Here is a 19,710-nt window from a genome sequence, read left to right as displayed (position 1 = left end):
AAATTTACGTAATGGAAAGAACGTGGTGAAAAGGCGTGTAGCCCGTTAAAAAAACCGTCGGCGCATCCTGCTTGGGCAGGGCGCCCCGAATCTGCACCCAGCGGTGTCTGTGCAGCCCCGGACCAAACCGAATGGACGAACCGGCATGGGAGTAAGTTCCCGTTCCGGATTTCAGGTAGTAGGTATCCTCCAGCGTTTCGTGCGGAACGGTTCCGACAAAAGTACCTCCAGGCCTGAAAATAAGTTCCAGGGCGACCGGGACCCGTTCGGTGCCTTCAATACTGATTTCTACCGAAAAGCCCTGTCCCTCCTCCCGGACGGTTACCTGGCTGTGCAGTTTCTGCACCTCGGATTGGGGGCGTTCCGATCGGGGCATTTTGGCCCAGTCACCATCCCCGGGGATTTTATCTGCTGGAAACGGTTGGTAATAAGGTCCTTGCAAATAACTGCTGAGCTGAAAGGCTCCCTCGTTTTCGGTCAGGGTTTCGGAGACAAATTGCCCTTTTCCAAAAAAGGCACTTGCAAAACGTATTCCCTGCAATGCCAGGCCGGCTTTATGGAAGGTGAAAAATACGGGACTTTTTGCCAGAATGGAGGCATCGTAGGCTCCTCGCCGCACGCGCGCCAGGTTGGAATTCGGAAACACCTTTGCATAGGACCTCGGTAAGGGTTTCGCTGCAGGCAGTTCTTCCCATAAGCGCTCGTCTTCGAGGAAATAGTACAGAAAACCGGCGGTCTTTTCGAAGGCTGTTTCCTCAATCAGGCGGCAAGCGGCTGCATATTGCCCGTTTCCGTCTTTCAACGCCATGTACCGGTACGGGTAGTAGTAATTTTCCAACGTGCCGATGATGGAATTGTCCTGCCGCCCGGAAGCTTCCGTGACAATCTCCCCGTTTGGGTGCAGGTAATAAAAATTCATGTCCAGATTTCGGCGCACATAGGCATACAGTTCCGGTTTATCGAATCCGCGTGCCGTGCTGATCAGCACCCGATTACTCAGGGAAGAATAGATATAGCTGCTTTTTTCTTCGTACTGACCGTCTTCATCCATGTCTATCCCCTCGGAAAGCCAGCGCTCGGCTCGGGCCAGGTAGGCCGGGTCCTGTTCGATTTTGTGTAGCTCAGCCAACGCCGAACAAACCACCCAACGGTGGTTGGGCGTATGAATGCCTCCGACTTTCAGCGCTTCTCCCCCTTGCAGTAGAAACTGTTTGAGCGGCAGGGTGATGCTATCTTTTCCCGGTACGTTGCTGCCTGCTAGCAGGCGCCAAACCGGCGCAAGCCATTTGACAATAAAACCGGTATCGGGGGTGGAATGAAAATTCGTCGAAAGCAGGTCGATGGTGCCATCGCTGTGCTGCAGACGCAGCAGGAAATTCGCTGCCCGCCCCAGCCTTTCCACCAGCCCGGCATCGGCATAATGTACCGATTCGGGGCAAATCAGCGCGCAGCACCCGGTTTTGAGAAATGCGGTGGCGGCATGGGGTGAGGGCATGCCGTTTCCATCCAATACCGCCCCAAAATCCGGATCATCCCGGTCTTCCTCCAGGCGGGGAAAGATGGTGGCCAGGTTGGCGTCGTTTTTCTTAATCATCCGGACCAGCCACTCGGGCTTTTCCGATCGATCGAAGGGAAGCACGGGAGAGCCTTCACTTCCCGGTATCAGTAAATTCGGTGCAAAGGGCACCAACAGTGCCAAGTGGCCGTTATGCTTGATAAATTTTCTTCGGTTCATTCGGGGTTTATTTCGCTTTTTCGGAACCAAGGTAGAAAAAATCAGGCTACTTCCAGGCAGGTACAGCAAGATAAAATCCGGTTTTTGACTGCCGATGCTTTCATTTACCGCCCTTTATGTTACGGATGAGATCGTGCACTCCTGCCAAAAATTTCCGATTTGGCTTAGCCCACGGTTTCCAAAAGCGATTCCCGAAGTCGTTTGGCGACGATCTTTTCCTGTCCTTTTTCCAGCATAAAGACCGCTACCCGTATGTAATCGTCACTTTCCCAGGAAATGGTTTCGATAGAGGGCGAGCCGTTTCTCATTTTTTCTCCCAGCTGCTTTCCTGTCAATTTTACCCGGTCCTTGTCCCAGGAAATTTTCAAGGTAGGGTTTTCATTGGCGATTTCCGGAATAAAGGTCTCCGTGCGTATCCCCGGGATATCGGCCAGGGCCTCAGCAATGTAGGCAACCCGATTTTCCCAGGTTTTCCAGATTTTGTCATGGTCCCGGTTGATAAAGGTTTCCAGGGCAACGTACATGCCGAGAATTTCTTCCTTATTGACTTTGTTTCCACGACCAATATTTCCGCCACGTGGGGGCGAATGCATCCGGGCAGCTTCTATCAAATCCTTCCTTCCCATCAAGATACCCGCACTCTGCGGTCCACATAGGGCCTTCCCTCCCGAGATGGCCACCAGGTCGTAGCCCATGTCGTTGTATTTCCAAAGGTTTTCCACCGGCGGTACATCGGCTGCGATGTCGTTCATGGTGGGGATGCCGTGCTTTTTGGCAACTTCGATCCAGGTACGGTGCTTGATTTGCCCCTGCGGTTCCTCCCGGTTTAAAAACCACATCATGGCCGTTTTTTCAGAGATCGCGGCTTCCAATTCTTCCAGCGTCTCCACCAGCACCAATCGGGCACCGGTGTTCGTCAGCGCATGGTGGTAGCCGTTTGCGTGAGTTTTTTGCAGGATGATTTCTGTTTTCATGCCGCTACCCTCCAGAAACGGCAACATGGCTACTTTCTTAGGATCTTTACCGGTGAGTACTCCCGCCGTACCCAATACCAGGGCCGACCAGCAGCCTGCCGTTACCATGGCTGCCTCGGAATGACAGAGGGCAGCGATTTTCTTGCCGACTGCATCCTGCACGTCGTCAAGCATCACGTAATGCCTGGATGATTCGTTTATGGTTTCCATGACTTCTTCGGGCATCAGAGAGGCAGTCATGGAGGTATAGTTACCAGCGGCATTGATGAAGGTCCGCAGGCCCAATTCCTGAATTACGTTCCGTTTTGCCGGTGCGGCAGCGGCGGTTGCGACAGCCGGCAACGCCATACCGCTGCCGAGCAACCCTCCCAAAAAAGGAATGGCGGTGATTCGTTTGAGTAGTTTTCTTCGTGTAAGCATAAGCCGTGTTTTAAAATCCGGGTACAATCGGTAATACAATATGACTGGGGCGGTTTCCCCCGTGGTGAATGGTTTGCTCGGCAATGCGCACCTCCGCATCCGCTCCCAGGGGCTTCCCCGTATTGGGATTTCGGTCAAACTGTGGGAAATTACTGGAGGTGATATCCACCCGTATGCGATGACCTGGCTGAAACACATTTGCCGTCCCCATCATCTCGATTTCGAACTCGTACACTTGATTCGGGGTGAGCAGATTGATCTGATCCAGGCCGTCTTTGAAACGGGCGCGCAGGATGCCTTCCGAGACCGGGTAGGCGCTTCCATCCGGATACACATCGACGAGCTTGATCATCCAATCCGTATCGGGACCGTCGGTGGCGGCATGCAATTTCATGGTAATCGGGCCGGCCACAGTCACTGGTGTTGTGAGGTACTCCGAGGTATAGACCAATACATCGTTTCTGCGCTCAATTACCCGCTGATCCTTGGGTCCGGCGATGGTCGGGGTGCCACAGCAATTGTTTCCCCCGTAGGTCATGACGGGAAGATTGGGATCATAACGATACGTATCGCTACCCGCGGCGGCCGGCTTGTCGAAGGTAAGTTTTCCGGACCCGCGCAGGGAGCTGGCCGGACCCTCCCCCGTCAGGTACAGCGCCTTGTACTGCGTTCCCGGAATGGGCCAATCCGCTTCCTCCCTCCAGGTGTTTTCACCCATGTAAAAGAGCTTTACCGGTTTTTCTTTGTCCAAGCCATTGGCAATTCCCTTTAGGTGAAAATCGTAATAGCGCAATTCCTCTTCAAAGAGATCCACAAAGGCATGGTCGCCAAATTCGAGGTCGCCAAACCCGGTACCCGGACCGTGGCCCCAGGGGCCAACGAGCAGCTTGGTGCCGGCGCGGGCAGCGGCTGTCCCGCCATATTTTTTCATACCCGTGTACCCATTCAGGGTACCCATCAGGAATATATCAAACCAGCCGCCGGTATTATAGGCGGGGACCATCACCTTGTCAAAACGTTCTTCGTCGCTGATGGATTTCCAATAGTCGTCGTAACTCTCGTGGGTCAGCCAATCCCGGTAGTGCGGTACTGCATAGCCTGCACTCTGCAGGTCCCCATCCTTCAAGGGAAGGTGCATCAGGATATTTTCGTATCTCAACTCCTCGGGCGTGTAACTCGCCGTGTGCCAGTTTTGGGGCAACATGATGCGGTTGGGCATCCGCACCACGCCCCAGCCGTAATTAAAACTCAACCGAAAAGCACCACCCATGGTAATCCAGTTGGCGTACAGGTTGGTCGAGGCCACCGAGGGAAAGATGGCATCCAGGCTGGGGGGACTTTGACTGGCCGCCGCCCATTGGTTGTGGCCCAGGTACGATCCGCCCTGCATGGCGATCTTTCCGTTTGAAAAATCCTGCTCAGCGATCCATTCGATGGTATCGTGGCCGTCGTTTGCCTCGTCCCGGAAAGGATCCCACTTTCCTTCGCTTTCATAGCGCCCTCTTACGTCCTGCACGATCCCGATGTATCCCCGCTGCGCGAATTTTATCATGCGCTCGTGGTGCACGCCTTCCCGTTGCAATCCATAGGGCGTACGGGTGACGATCACCGGATATTTTCCCGGTTTGACCGGGCGGTAGATATCGGCATACAGAATGGTTCCGTCCCGCATGGGTACGGGTACCTGCCGAACGATCCGGATTTCGTTTTGTACCGGATCGGGATCATTCGCCGCAACTGGGACGGTACCCGAGAGGCCCAGGGAAAAAACGAACAGGACGGCAAGAAACAGTAGGTTTTTCGAGAAGTACCCCTTGCCGAAAACGAAGAAATTTTTTAGTGCTTGCATGTGGTTATTGGTTAACGGGCAGATTTCATGTGTAACGAATTGAATTAGCGGGTAAATAAGCATTTGACAGATGGTCGGCAGGAGATAGTTCGATACCCAATGCATTGGCGATTAACTGCTTGGGCACCACCGCTTCCCTACCTGTAATTTCGCAATCCGGCGGCATCCATCGGATGGGTATGGTACCAACGGTTGTATTTTTCGGGTATTCGGTGTAAAATAACTTTAAACGGAAGCGGTTTCTGTCAGCGAGGCTTGATATATTACGTCCCATTACCCATACAAACCGATTCGTCAGCAACTATCCCCGGCCCAACAGCGTCCCTTGTCCTCTTTGTATTGGGTGATAATTCCCTGATAAATAGGACATTTTGTGTGGTTGGATTACTCCCCATACGCCCAGCGGACCTGCTCCCAGATGGGTTCCCCATCGTTTTTTTGCGCCGGACCGGGCGTACTTCTTCCTGCTTTGATCAATCCGATCAATTCCTCTTTCAATGCCGCCACTCGTTCCGGATACCGCTCCACCAGGTTGTCTAGCTCTCCGGGATCTTCGGCGAGGTTGTACAACTGAAAATCGGGTAGTCCCTCCAATCCCCCGTTGCTGAGTGGCGCGGTCCAGCCTCCGGAACCCGGCCAGCATATCAGTTTCCAATCTCCTCTTCGGATGGCAAAGCGCCCTTCGATCGAGTGGTGGACAATCGAGGTACGTCTTGACGGCGATTCCTTCCGCATCAGCGCGGAAAGAAAGCTGTAGCTATCCTCAGCTGCATCTTCGGGCAAGGGTTTTTGCAGGAGTTCGGCAACCGTGGCCATCAGGTCCGTGGTGCAGACCAATTGGTCGGAAACACTTCCGGCAGCAACCTTTACCGGCCAGTGCACCAGAAAAGGCACCCGGTGTCCGCCTTCGTAGATATCCGCTTTGTGTCCCCGCCAGCCGTTGCTGGGATCGTGTCCTACCTGGGCGAGTTCCGGATAATCGGCCCGGGGAGAGCAACCGTTATCCGAGGTGAAAATAATTACGGTATTGTCAAGCAGGCCGTTTTCTTCCAATGCCCGGGTAACCTGCCCCACCACATCGTCTACCTGCAGCATAAAATCGCCGTACATGTTGGCATTGCTTTTTCCCATAAATTCGGAGAGCGGGAGTATGGGCGTATGGGGAGCAGGCAGGGCAAAGTACAGGAAAAACGGGGAGCCCGCAGCAGCCTGCCTGTCGATGTATGCCAGTGCCTTTTTGGTGACATGCGGTAGGGTTTGAGTATGATCAAAATCCGCTCCGGTGGGGCCTTCGCGCCAAAAGCCCTTCTCGTCCACGTTTCGGGTGGTACGATCCGGCAGGGCGGTCACCCGGTCGTTTTCCACATAGACATAGGGGGGAATGTCCAGGGAACTGCTAAACCCGTACGAATAGCTAAATCCCCTCTCCCCGGGTCCATTCCGAATGGGTTGGGTGTAATCTACCTCTAGCACCTGATTCAACCCGTCGATTTGCGTGTATTCTTTAGATAAGGTCCAATCCCAGCCCAAGTGCCATTTCCCTACAAAGGCCGTATGGTACCCCGCTTCCTGCAGGAAGGCGCCGGCCGTGAGTCGGTCCTGGGAAATCAGCGGTGCTGAGAAGCCTCCCAGTACCCCGCTTTTTAATTCCGAACGCCAGTTGTACCGCCCGGTAAGGATGCTGTATCGAGTAGGCGTACACACGGCCGAACTGGTATGGGCATCGGTAAATCGCATGCCGTTGCGTGCGAGCCGGTCGATATGGGGAGTGGAAAAAGCAGCCTCGGGGTTGTAACAGGAGGCATCACCAATCCCCATGTCGTCGGCAAGAATGTAGACAATGTTGGGTCGGGTGGATTGCTGTGCAGAAACAGACAGCACCAAACCAATCCCTACGAAATAAAGGAGCAGGAGAAGCTTCGGCATCATGGGTAATTCGGTTGGGTTGAGACGGACGGTTCCGTCGATTTAGAGGAAATATACGGGATTCCTTTTGGCAAATCAACCGATTGCCCCGAATCTGGCAAAAATGCCTGCGCTGGGGACTACCTGTTTAAGGCCAAACCTGTCAGGTTTTGGAAACCTGACAGGTCTCATTCCGTTAGGCTATATATGGACGCTCACTGGTCCATCCCTGACAGACCGGAAACGGATCCCTGCAAGTGGGCTGTACTCGTGAAACACACCGGATTTACCCATGAGCAACAGGGAGCAACGATTCGTTTTTTGGCAAAAATGGCTGACCTACGCCAACCTGCTGATTATTGCCGTTGGCTTGTTGGTAGCCTTTGCAGGAAATTCCATCTTTTTTGCCCAACACAATGCCTTCAGCCGGCAGGTTTTTTTCGAAGGGGAGCCGTTTAGCCGGGAGGTTCTGGTCTTTAAAAACTGGCTCTTTGGCATTATCGGAGGCAGCATTGTCGGGTTCCATACACTGATGCTACTGATTTCAGAAAATGCGTTTAAAAAGAAGGAACCCTGGGCCTACCGGGCCATGTGGTACGGAATCACCTCCTGGTTTTTGATCGATAGCGGCGTTTCCGTCTATTACGGCGCCCTTTACAACGTGGTACTGATCAATCTGGTAGCCTTGTTCCTGATTGCCTTACCCCTGCTTATGACCCGGGCGGAATTTACCCAGACAATTCCCGGGGAATAAGTGCGCACCCTGCCTACCTGCTTTCCTTTCGTTCTAAAAATCCGTACATTTCACCCCTAAACAATCCTTCCAAAACCCAGTTTACGATGCTTCGATTCGGCTTTCTATTGTTTCTTCTAAGTTTTTTAGCTCACCAAGCACAATCCCAAACGGATTACCTGGACCAGGCCATCTCCCGACACCGCAAAGGTCAACTCCTCATTACCGCCCCTGCGGGTGCAAACGTGCAGGTTACCCAGCTCGCTCACGAATTCTGGTTCGGTGCCGCCATTGCCAACGGCCTGGGATCGGGCAGCATGGACCCGGACGACCGGCGCAGGTACAGCGCCCGTTTTCTGGAAAACTTCAACAGTGCTGTCACGGAAAATGCGCTAAAATGGGCCAATATGGAACCCGAAAAAGGAAAAGTCAACCACCAAACCGTGGAAGGCATTTTGGCATGGACCGAGGAGAATAACCTGCTCCTTCGGGGACACAACCTGTTCTGGGGCATTGAGAAATTTGTGCAGCCCTGGGTAAAAGAACTGAGCGATGACGAACTGGAACGCACCATCCGGGAACGAGCCATTTCCATTGCCCGCCGCTACAAAGGCCGTTTTGCAGAATACGACCTCAATAACGAAATGATTCATGGCAACTATTACGAGGAACGCCTGGGGCCGGGTATCACCGGCAAAATGGTCGGGTGGGTACTGGAAGGAGATCCCGATGCAAAACTCTACCTAAACGACTACGATATCCTAACGGGCAACCGACTGGAGGATTACCTGCGCCAAATCCGGGACCTGCTGGCGCAGGGCCTGCCGATCGCCGGTATCGGAGTTCAGGGACACCTGCACGGCAGCAGCTTTGATCGCATGGCGCTGCAAGCCAGCCTGGACTCCCTGGCCCAGTTTGGGCTACCCATCCGAATCACCGAATTCAACATGCCCGGACAGCGCTCCAAATTTTACAGAGATACCCAACTGCCGATGACCGCAGAAGAGGAGGCCCTCAATGCACAGGAACTTGTGGACTACTACCGCATTTGCTTTGCTCATCCGGCCGTGGAAGGCATCCTGATGTGGGGATTCTGGGAAGGTGTCAACTGGATTCCTGCCTCTTCCCTGTACACCCGGGACTGGCAAGCCCGGCCGGCTGCCAACGCTTACCAAAACCTGGTATTTGGCCAATGGTGGACAAAAGCAGAACGTCGTTTTAATGCCCAAGAAACCTGGGAACTACCGGCTTTCTTTGGCCAGTACCGGATTACGGTGAATGGAAAAAGCCAGGATGTAGAGCTTCGCAAGGAAGCCGGACTGCTGCGAATCGATTTGACTCAATAATCCGCGCCTGTTAGGCTTTCCAGCACGGACTGCTGCCAATTTCGCAACTCCTGCTCCATTGTTCCGACGCGCTCTGGCTGATCGGCATACAGGTTATGCTCCTCTGCCGGGTCGGTCGACAAATCGAAGAGTTCCCGTTTCGTATCCTCCCCGGTTTTTCCGTGGATCACCAATTTGTAGGGGTAATCCAGCCAGGCCCGGTCACCGGCAAAATCCTCCTCCTCTATATCTGGATGGCGGTAGTTTCTGAAGTTTCGGGTCGCGATGCCATTCATTAGCTTTACCAGAGGCGTGGTCCCGGTTTGCAACTCGGCTGCTATGTAAGGTTCCAGGTCCTCTCCTCCGCTGCGGGGCCGTCCGTTCCAGAAACCAATGGGCTCCGGTCGTTGGTCCATCTTTCCTTCAAAAACCGGGCTGATATCCAGTCCATCCAGCGGCCTTTCCGGAAGGGGAATGCCTACCAGGCTACACAGCGTAGACAATACATCGCTTGACACCAGAGAAGCGTCGGATACCAGGGCCTGGGACAGTTTGGCCGGCCACTCCAACACGGCCGGTACGCGGATTCCTCCCTCGTATACACTTCCCTTTTGCTCCCGGAATGGCACCGTGGCATTTCCCTCCTGAGGGGTGCCGTTGTCACCAAAATACCAAAGTAGCGTATTGTCCCGCTGTCCCTTTTCCGAGAGGTAGTTGCGCAATTGTCCAATGGACCGGTCCATAGCAGTAATTTCCGCAAAACGCTCTTGCAGCACCTCGCGCTGCAGGCGCTCTACCGGTGCACCGGTTTCGTTGGAGGTCAACCGCACCATCCGGTCGCCGAAATCCTCGGGCAGGTCCTCGTACAAGGCCAGGTCTTCGGGCAGCCCGCTGTAGGGCTCGTGCGGAGAACCGTACCAAATAACTACAAAGAAAGGCTTGCCTTGTTCCAGTGCCTGATCCATAAACTGCTGGGCTTCGCGGACCAGAATCTCGGAACTCTCTCCCTGGAAGATCACCGGCTCGGCACCGTTGTCCGAAAGCGGGGGATTCATTTCAAAAAAATTGTCGTGAGAAAGGTACTCCTGAAAGCCCATCGCTGCCGGATTGGTTGGGGAGGAGGCTTTCACCGGGCCCAGGTGCCATTTCCCGTAGTGCGCCGTGGCATAGCCTGCCTCTTGCATCAGGCTGGCGATACTGATTTCTTCCGGCCGTATGGAGTAGCCGGGGGTGAAGGTACCGTAGCGATTGGGATGCCTTCCGGTGATGATGCTCCCGCGGGTAGGCGAGCAAACCGGGGAGGCCGAGTAGAAGCGATCCATGCGCAGGCCGGTCGCTGCCATTTCGTCGAGCACGGGGGTATTCAGGTAGGGATGCCCGTTGTAACCGGTCTCGTCCCATCCGTGGTCGTCTCCCAATAGCAAGACCACATTGGGCAGTACCGGCGCTGTCTCGGCCGCTTGTTCTGTAGATTGCTTGCAGGAAAACGTTAGAAACAGCAGGAACGTTGACAGGGACAGGTAGTTCAGATACGTGATATTTTTCATGAGGTGCCAGATTGATTTGGGTGAATTAAGGTAGCGTATTTTTTTCCCTTTCCAAATAACTTTCTATCTCTGCTTCGGTCAGTCGGTAAGGTTCTTCGAGCTTTTTAACCAGTTCGGGCCGGGTTTCCGCCAAATCCAGGGATTCCGAAGGATCCTCGCGAAGGTGAAACAGTTTCCATGGCTCGGAGGGTTTTTCCCGCAAAATTTTATACTCTCCCCAAATCAGTGCCGCATATTGCTGGTAACGAAAGTAAAGGGCTGCATGCGGGGAATGCACCGTTTCACCGGTAAGTACCGGCAAGGGGTCCTTTCCATCAATAAAGCGATCCTCCGGCAAGGGAGCATCTGCCAGGGAAGCGGCTGCCACAAACAGGTCGGGTGACCACAAGCGGGTACCAATACGGGAATTGGCAGCGATCCTTCCTGGCCAGCGCACGATGGCCGGGACGCGGATACCCCCTTCCCAAAGGGTCACCCCGGCTCCGGAAAAGGGTGCATTGGACTGAATATCCAGGTAGGGATAAAAGGCCCCGTTGTCCGAATAAAAGAAGACGAAGGTATTGTCGGCAATTCCCAACGCATCGAGGCGCTTCATCAACCTACCGATGGCCAGGTCAATGGCCGTTACCACCGCGTTGAAGCGCTGTTTGGGGTCTGTTACCTCTGGCGACAGGCCATAAGGCGCAAAGGCGTGGTCCGGCGCTTTCCAGGTATTGGGCTCATCAGGCGCCACATTCCGGTCACCCGGATGGTGGGGTGCGTCAAAGGGCAGGTACACCATCCAGGGTTGCCCCTCGTCTGTTTTGTCCTCGATAAAGGAGATGGCCGCATTCGCAAACAAATCGGTACTGTACTCCCCTTCCCGGTTGATGGCTTTCGTATTGTGGTACAGGTCTTTCCTACCCGCGTACACATGGGTAAAATGATCGGCATTTCCCGAAGCGATGCCCAAAAATTCGTCAAACCCGCGTTCGGTGGGGCGGGACCCCGGAGCAAAGCCGATGTTCCACTTTCCAAAGGCAGCCGTGGCGTATCCGTGCGGACTGTTCTTGACCACCTGCGGGAGGATTACTTCCGAGTGGGGAAGTCCGACGCCGTAGTTACCTGCAAGGCCTACCAATTGTTCGGATAGCTTGTTGCGTTGGGGAATCCGGCCGGTGAGGAGGGCCGCTCGAGACGCTGTGCAGGTGGGGGACGCCGTGTAGAAATCCGTCAACAGGGCTCCCTGACGTGCAAGCAAATCCAGGTTAGGTGTGTGAATAGGAGAAGCCTCGTTAAACGGTCTCAGGTCCCCGTATCCCACATTGTCTACCGTGATGATCAGTATGTTTGGCGCTGACTCCTGCGGTCCACCGGATCCGGTAGTTTGGGCAGTAGCAATCCCGGCAATGGATAGCAGCAGCACTAGCGAAAAGGTAACGTGCACAGGGGTTTTCATCCGATTTGGGTTTGGTAGTTGGAATGCATCGATGCAGTAGTCAGGTAAAGGAAAGGGAACATTTTTGCCCGCGGGCTGCTCCTGCATGGGAGAATCAATGGGCAAAAAAACATTGAACCAAATAGGCATAACCATCTCATCATCATTTGATTAAGACAACTTACTTCTGGCATTACTTATCCTTTTTCGGGAAGGTCATTATCCCGGACCTCGCGGAGCTTCGTTTGGAGTATTTCCTGCATACGTTCCACCGTTTTTTTGTAAGCGGGTAATTGGGCCAGATTGGTGTATTGCTTGGGATCCTGCTCCATATCAAACAACTCCATCCCTTCCTCTCCTTCCTCTCCATATTGGATAAAGGCCCACTTTTCGTTTCGAATCAGAAAGGTATGGGTACCTCTCCAGGTATTGACCGAGAAGGCAAACTCCCGGGTTTGATAAGCGGGATCATCCAACGCCGGAGCAAAACTTTTGCCCTGAATCCGGTCCACTGCCTGCACTCCTGCCAGCTCCGTTACGGTGGGATACAAATCGATTAGCTCGACAAAGGAATGGCATACCTGTGGGGCTTTCCCTGGCACCTTGACGATCAGGGGTACGCGGGAAGACTCTTCCTTCAGGCTGACTTTCATCCAAAAATCGTGCTCTCCGAGGTGAAAGCCGTGATCGGAGGTAAAGATCACGATGGTGTTTTCCTCGAGTCCCTCCTCTTCTAAGGTTTGCAGGATTTTGCCCACTTGTGCATCCATGTAGGTGACGGAAGCATAATAGGCCGCGATGGCTTTCTTCTGTTGTTCTTCCGTCATTTTCGCATTCAGCGTGGTTACGTAGTTAATACCCCGTTCCGGGATATCGTCCCAATCACCGAGCACTTTTGGAGGCAATACGGTCTGCTCGTAGGGATACCGATCGAAGTACGTTTTCGGCGCAACGAAAGGGACGTGAGGCCGCACCAGGCCCACCGCCAAAAAGAAGGGCTGGTCCTTCAGCTTCCGAATCAACTCAGAGGCTTTCTGCGCGGTCTTGCCGTCCGAATGGACCAAATCGTCTCCGTCGGCTTTGACGATGGTCATGACATTGCCGCCCTTTCTGGGCAACAGGCCATAGGGGTTGTTCTGCACCAATTCTGCTTCTCCTTCAGCGGTCCACTCGGGTCCCTGGCTGTTGTACCGCTCGGTCCAGGAAGCCTCGTCGTCGGTACCATTGGATCCTTTTTCAATATCAATGGGCACGCCCATGTGAAAGATTTTGCTTACGCGTGCGGTATGCCAGCCATTATCTCTGAAAAGCTGGGGCCACATTTTTTTATCCGGTCCAATATTTTCCCGTCCACTCACGTAGCCAAAGGTGCCCGTGGCATGGGGATAGTAGCCGGACATCAGGGAGGCACGGGAAGGCCCACAAACCGGGTATTGGCAGTACGCACGGGTAAATCGGGTTCCTTCGCTGGCCAGGCGATCTATATTGGGTGTGTAGCCGGCACTGTTTTCGTAGGAAGAAACGGCGGTAGTGGTCAGGTCGTCGGAAATAATAAAAAGAACATTTGGTTTGTCGCTGGACTGCGCGTTTACCGAAATCCAGCTTAGAAGGAATAATCCCAGAAAGGCCTGCTTGATCATCATGCGTTTTTGTTTTAAAGATACGGATTTACGGTGAGAAAGAAATTCCCTCCGGGCTACACCGGAGGGAAGGGTTCATTAATAACCTGGATTCTGTGTCAAGTTGGTATTCAACTCCTGCTCCCGCAGGGGAATGGGCCATAGGTAATCCCGGCTTGGGTCAAAAGACCGGTCAAAGCCATCCAATCGGATTTGCACCCATTCACCATTGTCTTCGTAATACCTTCCCATCGGAACCCCTGGCATCACGTGTTCTGCTACTTCCCAACGACGGATATCAAAGAGGCGAAAGCCTTCAAATGCCAGTTCAATGGAACGCTCCGTTCGTACCCGCTCCCGTAATTCGTCTACGGTTCCAGCCTGTTCCGGCGTAATCGGAGGCAACCCGACGCTGGAACGCTGCCGGACCTGGTTGATCGCATCGTACACCGACTGATCGATTTGGCCCAACTCGATTTTTGCCTCCGCGTAGGTGAGTAAAACCTCTGCATAGCGCAGCAACATGACGTTTAGTCCGGAATTGGAGGGGTTGTTGTAATCTTCCTCATCTACGTACTTGCGGATATTGTATCCCGTCGCGGTGGAATAAACGGTGATCTGAACCGCATCCGATCCGTCCGTTCCAGGGGTCGAGCCATAGGTGCCTCCATCCGGTAGAGGGGTCCGTTCGGAAAGGAACACGGAATGGTACAGCCTGGGGTCTCTGTTTTCAAAGGGATTTCTTGGGTCGTAACCGCTGTTTGGATCTGAAATCGGCAATCCGTTGGCCATGGGGTACAGGTCGATTAGGGTCTGAGTCGGAACATACAGACTGCCCGTACTGCCCGGAATCTGACTCCAAGGCGCGGCGGTGGCGTAGATATTGTGCGCATTGACATCCGCAGCAAATTCCCTGGACAAAAGCGCTTCCTGGCTACTTTCCCCTTCGTACTGAAAGAGCTCAAAATAATCCGGATACAACGCGTACTCCTGACTATCGATAATGGTCTTAGCGGCAGCGGCCGCCTCGTCGTACCGGCCTGCGTAGAGCATGGCTCGGGCTTTTAATCCCAGCGCTGCGCCTTTTCCAACTCTTCCTCCATTCTGATAGGGAAGCCAATCTGCCGCCTGGCTCAAATCGGCAGATACAAAATCCCATACCTGACTCACCGGGTCTCTGGTGACCGTTCTCCCGGTCTCAATGTCTAATCCCGAAGTGATCAGCGGAACGTCCCCAAACAGCATGGCCAGCTTGATGTACTGGTAAGCGCGCAGGGTCATCACCTCTCCTTTCAGGCGGTTGATGGCTTCCTGATCGGATTCCTCAACCTGATCGATGTTGTCCATAAAATCATTGGCGCGCCGAATTGCACGGTAGGCATTCTGCCACTCGCTAAAGTACCTGCCAGAGGCAATGGTTCCGAATCCGCGTTGCAACTCCACGTTGGCATTGAAGGGATGATTGGTCAACACGTGGTCGCTAAGCCCATCGTAGGAAAACAGGCTGGTCCCATCCAGAGAAGGATAAACCGCGTTCGCGGCAAAGGTGGCGTCTTCAATCGTCTGCCAAAATATTTCCTTTGAAATCCGATCGTTCGGGATGGTTTCCAAAAGGTCGGGCTGGCAACCCATCCATCCCATCATGGAGATAGAAATTCCTAGCACTATATAACGTAAATTTTTCATGTCTATCCGTATTTTAGAATCGTACATTGGCACCTAAAGAATACATACTTACCTGCGGGTAATACTGTCCCCGGCCGGAGGGTATTTCCGGATCCAGGTCCCAGCGGTTCAGTTCGGAAAAGGTAAGCACATTGGTGGCTCCCAAAAATACCCTTATCCGCTCCACGGAGAGTTTGTCAATGATCTGTGCGGGTAAATTGTAACCCAGCACGATGTTTTTCAGCCGCAAATAGGATGCGTCGATTAGCTGGGTATCTGAGGTTTGAAAATTTCTCGGATCTCCTTTAATGGGGCGCGGAAATTCCGCATTGGGATTTTCTGGTGTCCAATAGTTGTCCGTATAGATGGCGTGCGTAAAGGTCTCATAGGTGGCAATTTGTTGAAACGCCCCGTCTAACCGGGTCTTATGCCCCGCTGCTCCCTGAAATTGAAGAAACAGGTCAAAGTTACCGTAGGTAAAGGTCCCATTCAGGCCAAAATCAAACCGCGGAAACGACATGCCCAGATATTGGTGGTCGCTTTCATTGATGATGCCATCCTCGTTCATATCCAGGTATTTGACATCTCCAGGTGCAGTATTGGGCCGTAGGTTGGGATAGTTATCGGCTTCTTCCTGTGTCTGGAAGACCCCATCTGTAAGGTATCCCCAGTGGGAATTGATGGGCAAGCCCTCTTCAATGATAAAGCGCGGAGCCGTGGTTCCTCCGGAAATATACGGACCTGAATTAACCAAGTCGATCACTTCGTTGGTATTGTCACTGAAATTGACACCCAAATCGTAGGTCAGCTTTTGCCCGCCTCGGTAATTCACACCGATCTCGTACCCTTCGTTTCTTACCTTTCCGGCGTTTTGTACCGGAGCTCCCAATCCGATCAAAGCCGGTATGGGTAATTGCAATAAAATCCCGTCGGTTAGTTTGTTGTAGTAATCAAAGGTAAGGGTCACCCGGTCTTCCCACATGCCCATATCAAATCCCAAATTGGTTTGGTAGGTGGTTTCCCAGGTCAGGTTCTGGTTGGCCAGATTCGACTGGGCAAAACCCTGAACAGGAGATTCGTTGAAGGAGTAGTTGATGGCACTCAGGGTCTCGAAGTACGTATACAATCCCACCGCCTGGTTTCCGGTAGCTCCCCGGGAGCCGCGCAATTTGAATTCATTGATCGTTTCCTTTATGCCCGTCCAAAAGCCTTCTTCGGAAAGCCTCCACCCAGCCGAAAAGGAGGGGAAAAAGCTATACCGATTATCTTCGCTGAATCGCGAGGATCCATCATAACGGCCGTTCAGTTCCAGAAAGTACTTATTGGCATAATTGTAATTAAACCGTGCAAAGTAAGAACGCAGTCCCCACTCGGCATCGAAGCCATCGGCATCCCTGTTTTCATTCGACCCTTGACTGAGTGATTGGACGTCGTTGTTGTAGAACTCCTGACGAAAGCCGCTCACCTGATTGGTTTGGTTGTCAATCGTCGAATACCCCAACAAACCGGTAAACCCATGAGAACCAATTTCTTTGTTGTACGTAAGGAGACTATTCAAGGTATATTCGGTCAGGTACCTCCTGAATTCGGTGAGTCGGTTGACCTGCCGCTGGGCCACCCTGCCATTAATGGGGTCCCGGTTAAAAAACCTGTCGGAAAAGGTTTTTATCTGGGTATGATCGTTACGCATTGCGTACTGTGTGGAAAAGGTAAGACCCGGTAAAATGTCGTAGTCAAACTTCACGCTTCCCGTGATGTAGTCGTTGATGGTGCGGCTTTCGCCAGTCAATTCGGCAAAAATCAGCGGATTATTGACCTGAGGTCCCAACCCATATTCTCCGGTTTCATACCGGGGCCAGGAAAATTTACTGGCATGCAGCATGTATTGGAACACCCGGGTTTCTCCATCCCCGGAAGCGGATAAGCCGGCGGGCTGCATGGATTCCTTGGTCCGGTAGTTTAAATCTCCAGAAAACCGGATTTTTTCGGAAGCTTTCAGATCCAGGTTCATGCGGAACTCGTTGAGTTGATCGCTGAAATTCGGCGCGACGCCATCGATGCTTTGGTGGCGCACGCTAAAACGACCGTTGAACGATTCTCCACCGCCGCTCACCGAAAGCGTGTGATTCTGCTGAGGCGCTACCTTCAACATACCCAAGTCATCCCTCCTCCAATAGGGATAGGGAAGCGGGAATTCCGGACTGGGACTATTGGCTACGTACTCCCGAATTGCCTCCTCGGTATACGGTAGGGACCGGCCTGCATTTGCATGGGCCACGTTTTCCAGGCGCAGGTAACTCTCCACGTCCATATGCTCGGGACGGTTGGTCACGTCCTGCAAGGCATAATACCCGTCATAGCCCACGGTGATTTTCCCTTCCGATCCCCGTCGGGTGGTGACGAGTATTACCCCGTTGGCTGCCCTGGATCCGTAGATCGCAGCAGAAGAAGCATCTTTTAGGACTGTAACGGACTCGATATCGTTGGGATTGATATCGTTGATCCGCTGTTCGATACCATCCACGATGATTAGGGGATTGTTGTTACCCAAGGTAGTGATTCCTCTGATTCGGATATTGATATTATTGTTTCCGGGCCGACCGCCCTGGTCCACTACAGTCACACCGGGTGCAAATCCCTGAAGGGATTGCTGAAAATCCGCTACAGGCCGTTTCTCCAATACTTCTCCGGAAACCTCCGCCAGGGAATTGGTGATGGATAATTTTTCTTGCACGCCATAGCCTACTACCACGACTTCCTCCAGGGATTTTTGGTCTTCCAGCAAAGTGATGCTCAATTGCGTTCGGTTTCCCGGCTCGATCCGTTGGGATTGGTAGCCAATAAAGGAAACCAAGAGTGCAGCTCCTTCTGGCACGTCCAATTGAAATGATCCGTCGATATCCGTTACGGTACCCGTAGACATCCCTTCAATGACGACCGTTGCCCCGGGTATGGGCTGCCCATTTTCGTCGGTTACTGTTCCCCTGACTGGACCGTAGCTGTTTTCCAGTGTCTCAGAGATTGCTCCCTCCTCCGAAAGAGCGCCAACGAAAATGGTCTTGTTCACCTGCTTGAATTTTAGGCGAGTGATTTTCGCTATTTCGGAGAGCACTGCGTATACCGACTGATTGCCGATGGCGAGTTGAACGGACTGTGAGGAGTCAACCAGATCATCCGCAAAAATCACGTGGTAGTCGGTTTTTGCTTCTACTTCGCGGAGCAGGGCCGCTATTGGCCACTGGGATTGGTTCAGACGAATGAATGTTTCATCGATGGGTTTGATTTGCGCTTCCGTGTCATTGGCCAGAAGGGTGGTCAAAAACAGCACCTGAAGCACCAATCCATACAGCAGTTGACGTGATACCATTGCGATTAGGTAAAGTATTTTTCTTTTCATAATTTCGAACGTTTTTATTGTTATTTCACATAAAAGCAGGCAGGGTGAACCAGGAAATTTGGCGATGAAATGGTTTGCCCTGCGTTTATTGTTTCATAGGCTATTGGGGATAAAGGGTGACCGTATCGTTGCGTAATTCAAAGGTAAAATCCAGGGTAAATCCCAGTCCGATCAGCAAATTCTCCAGGTTATCGTTACTAAAGGTACCCGACACCCGTCGATCCTTATTTTTAAAGCGCCCGGAATGGTGTATGGACACCCCGTACCAATTTTCAAGCATGGGGATAATGGTTGCAAACCGTTGGTTTTCAAAGTGAATGATCCGGTCCTTCCACAAAAATGCCTTCTCCCGGTCAAAGGAACGAATGCGAAGGAAATCTGACGTATCCGGGTAATAGGTAGCCTGTTGCCCGGGACTCAATACACGCTGACTTTCCCTGTTCTGGCCGATGTTGACCCGAACACTCCCATCTAGCAAGGCCAACTCGGTTTTCTCTTCCTGCACCTTGATATTAAAGCGCGTACCCAATACCTCGGTAGTTATACCACCCGCAAAGACCCGAAAAGGACGAGCGGATTCTTGTTGAACCTCGAAGAAAGCTTCCCCGTCCAGGTATACGTCTCGAAAATCCGAAGAAAAGGCTTTCGGAAAACGGATTTCGGAATTTGCATTTACCCAGACTTTGGTATGGTCCGGTAGCTCCAACTGCAATTTCTGACCCGGTAACACGGTTTTCTCTACCCATTGAACCGTGCCGATTTGGTCTTCCAAACCAGGGCGATTGTCCCGAATAACCCGTAGGCCAAGATAAGCCACCCCTAACAGCAGGATCCAGGTAGCGGCGGTGCGAAGAAAAGCCGACATCCCAGATGAGCGTCTGCTATTGGAATCCGGAACGGACCGCTGCAAGGCCTCATTGATCTGGTGATGCAGTCTTTGTCTGCGCAGCTCGTCCTGAAGACGCAAGCCCTCTTCCTCCCAGACATCGGTGAATAATTTCTCCAATTCCTGTCCTGCATGGGGTTGACCGAGCCAACGCATGACCTGCTCCACCTCTGCCACTGTAGCCGTGCCGTTTAAAAACCGAGCGATGATTGCTTTATCCAATGTACTTGTTCTTTCT

At 52.8% G+C, this 19,710-nt stretch carries 12 protein-coding genes; 2 read left to right on the top strand and 10 right to left on the bottom strand.

What is annotated here, in order from left to right:
* Positions 1-4 precede the first annotated feature (4 nt).
* The 4 genes from GCU44_RS15360 to GCU44_RS15345 all read right to left on the bottom strand — a co-directional run bounded on the left by GCU44_RS15360 (position 5) and on the right by GCU44_RS15345 (position 6,907).
* Positions 5-1,735 carry a hypothetical protein gene (locus GCU44_RS15360; RefSeq protein WP_154857391.1) on the bottom strand — a complete coding sequence of 577 codons (1,731 nt, stop codon included), beginning with the start codon at positions 1,733-1,735 and terminating at the stop codon, positions 5-7.
* A gap of 164 nt (positions 1,736-1,899) precedes the next feature.
* Positions 1,900-3,129 carry an aminotransferase class V-fold PLP-dependent enzyme gene (locus tag GCU44_RS15355; RefSeq protein WP_154857389.1) on the bottom strand — a complete coding sequence of 410 codons (1,230 nt, stop codon included), beginning with the start codon at positions 3,127-3,129 and terminating at the stop codon, positions 1,900-1,902.
* Positions 3,130-3,139: 10 nt separating this feature from the next.
* Complete coding sequence (locus GCU44_RS15350) at positions 3,140-4,978, bottom strand: CocE/NonD family hydrolase (protein WP_154857387.1); 1,839 nt, start codon at positions 4,976-4,978, stop codon at positions 3,140-3,142.
* A 384-nt stretch (positions 4,979-5,362) separates the two neighbouring features.
* On the bottom strand, positions 5,363-6,907 hold the full coding sequence (locus GCU44_RS15345) for a sulfatase family protein (RefSeq protein ID WP_154857385.1): 1,545 nt from the start codon (positions 6,905-6,907) through the stop codon (positions 5,363-5,365).
* Positions 6,908-7,175: 268 nt separating this feature from the next.
* Between GCU44_RS15345 and GCU44_RS15340 the strand changes: the two genes are divergently transcribed.
* Together GCU44_RS15340 and GCU44_RS15335 are read left to right on the top strand one after the other, a co-directional pair.
* Positions 7,176-7,637 carry a hypothetical protein gene (locus tag GCU44_RS15340; protein WP_154857383.1) on the top strand — a complete coding sequence of 154 codons (462 nt, stop codon included), beginning with the start codon at positions 7,176-7,178 and terminating at the stop codon, positions 7,635-7,637.
* Positions 7,638-7,723: 86 nt separating this feature from the next.
* Positions 7,724-8,962, top strand: a complete 1,239-nt coding sequence (locus tag GCU44_RS15335; protein WP_154857381.1) for an endo-1,4-beta-xylanase — start codon at positions 7,724-7,726, stop codon at positions 8,960-8,962.
* Here GCU44_RS15335 and GCU44_RS15330 read toward each other — a convergent pair.
* From GCU44_RS15330 to GCU44_RS15305, 6 genes are all read right to left on the bottom strand, one after another.
* Positions 8,956-10,488: a sulfatase family protein gene (locus GCU44_RS15330; protein ID WP_154857379.1), complete on the bottom strand. Its 1,533-nt coding sequence runs from the start codon at positions 10,486-10,488 to the stop codon at positions 8,956-8,958. The two genes, GCU44_RS15335 and GCU44_RS15330, sit on opposite strands and share 7 nt — an antisense overlap.
* A gap of 25 nt (positions 10,489-10,513) precedes the next feature.
* Positions 10,514-11,926, bottom strand: a complete 1,413-nt coding sequence (locus GCU44_RS15325) for a sulfatase-like hydrolase/transferase (protein WP_161993950.1) — start codon at positions 11,924-11,926, stop codon at positions 10,514-10,516.
* A gap of 176 nt (positions 11,927-12,102) precedes the next feature.
* Positions 12,103-13,548 carry a sulfatase gene (locus GCU44_RS15320; RefSeq protein ID WP_154857376.1) on the bottom strand — a complete coding sequence of 482 codons (1,446 nt, stop codon included), beginning with the start codon at positions 13,546-13,548 and terminating at the stop codon, positions 12,103-12,105.
* 75 nt (positions 13,549-13,623) lie between these two features.
* Entirely contained in the window at positions 13,624-15,210 is a 1,587-nt protein-coding gene (locus tag GCU44_RS15315) for a RagB/SusD family nutrient uptake outer membrane protein (RefSeq protein ID WP_161993949.1), read from the bottom strand.
* A gap of 13 nt (positions 15,211-15,223) precedes the next feature.
* Positions 15,224-18,586: a TonB-dependent receptor gene (locus tag GCU44_RS15310; RefSeq protein ID WP_154857371.1), complete on the bottom strand. Its 3,363-nt coding sequence runs from the start codon at positions 18,584-18,586 to the stop codon at positions 15,224-15,226.
* Between the two features lie 100 nt (positions 18,587-18,686).
* Positions 18,687-19,694: a FecR family protein gene (locus tag GCU44_RS15305; protein ID WP_154857369.1), complete on the bottom strand. Its 1,008-nt coding sequence runs from the start codon at positions 19,692-19,694 to the stop codon at positions 18,687-18,689.
* Positions 19,695-19,710: the final 16 nt, after the last annotated feature.

The sequence above is a fragment of the Cyclobacterium xiamenense genome, from assembly GCF_009467825.1.
Lineage (GTDB): Bacteria > Bacteroidota > Bacteroidia > Cytophagales > Cyclobacteriaceae > Cyclobacterium > Cyclobacterium xiamenense.
Note: the sequence above shows the minus strand (reverse complement) of the source record. Positions and strands in the feature narration are given on the sequence as shown.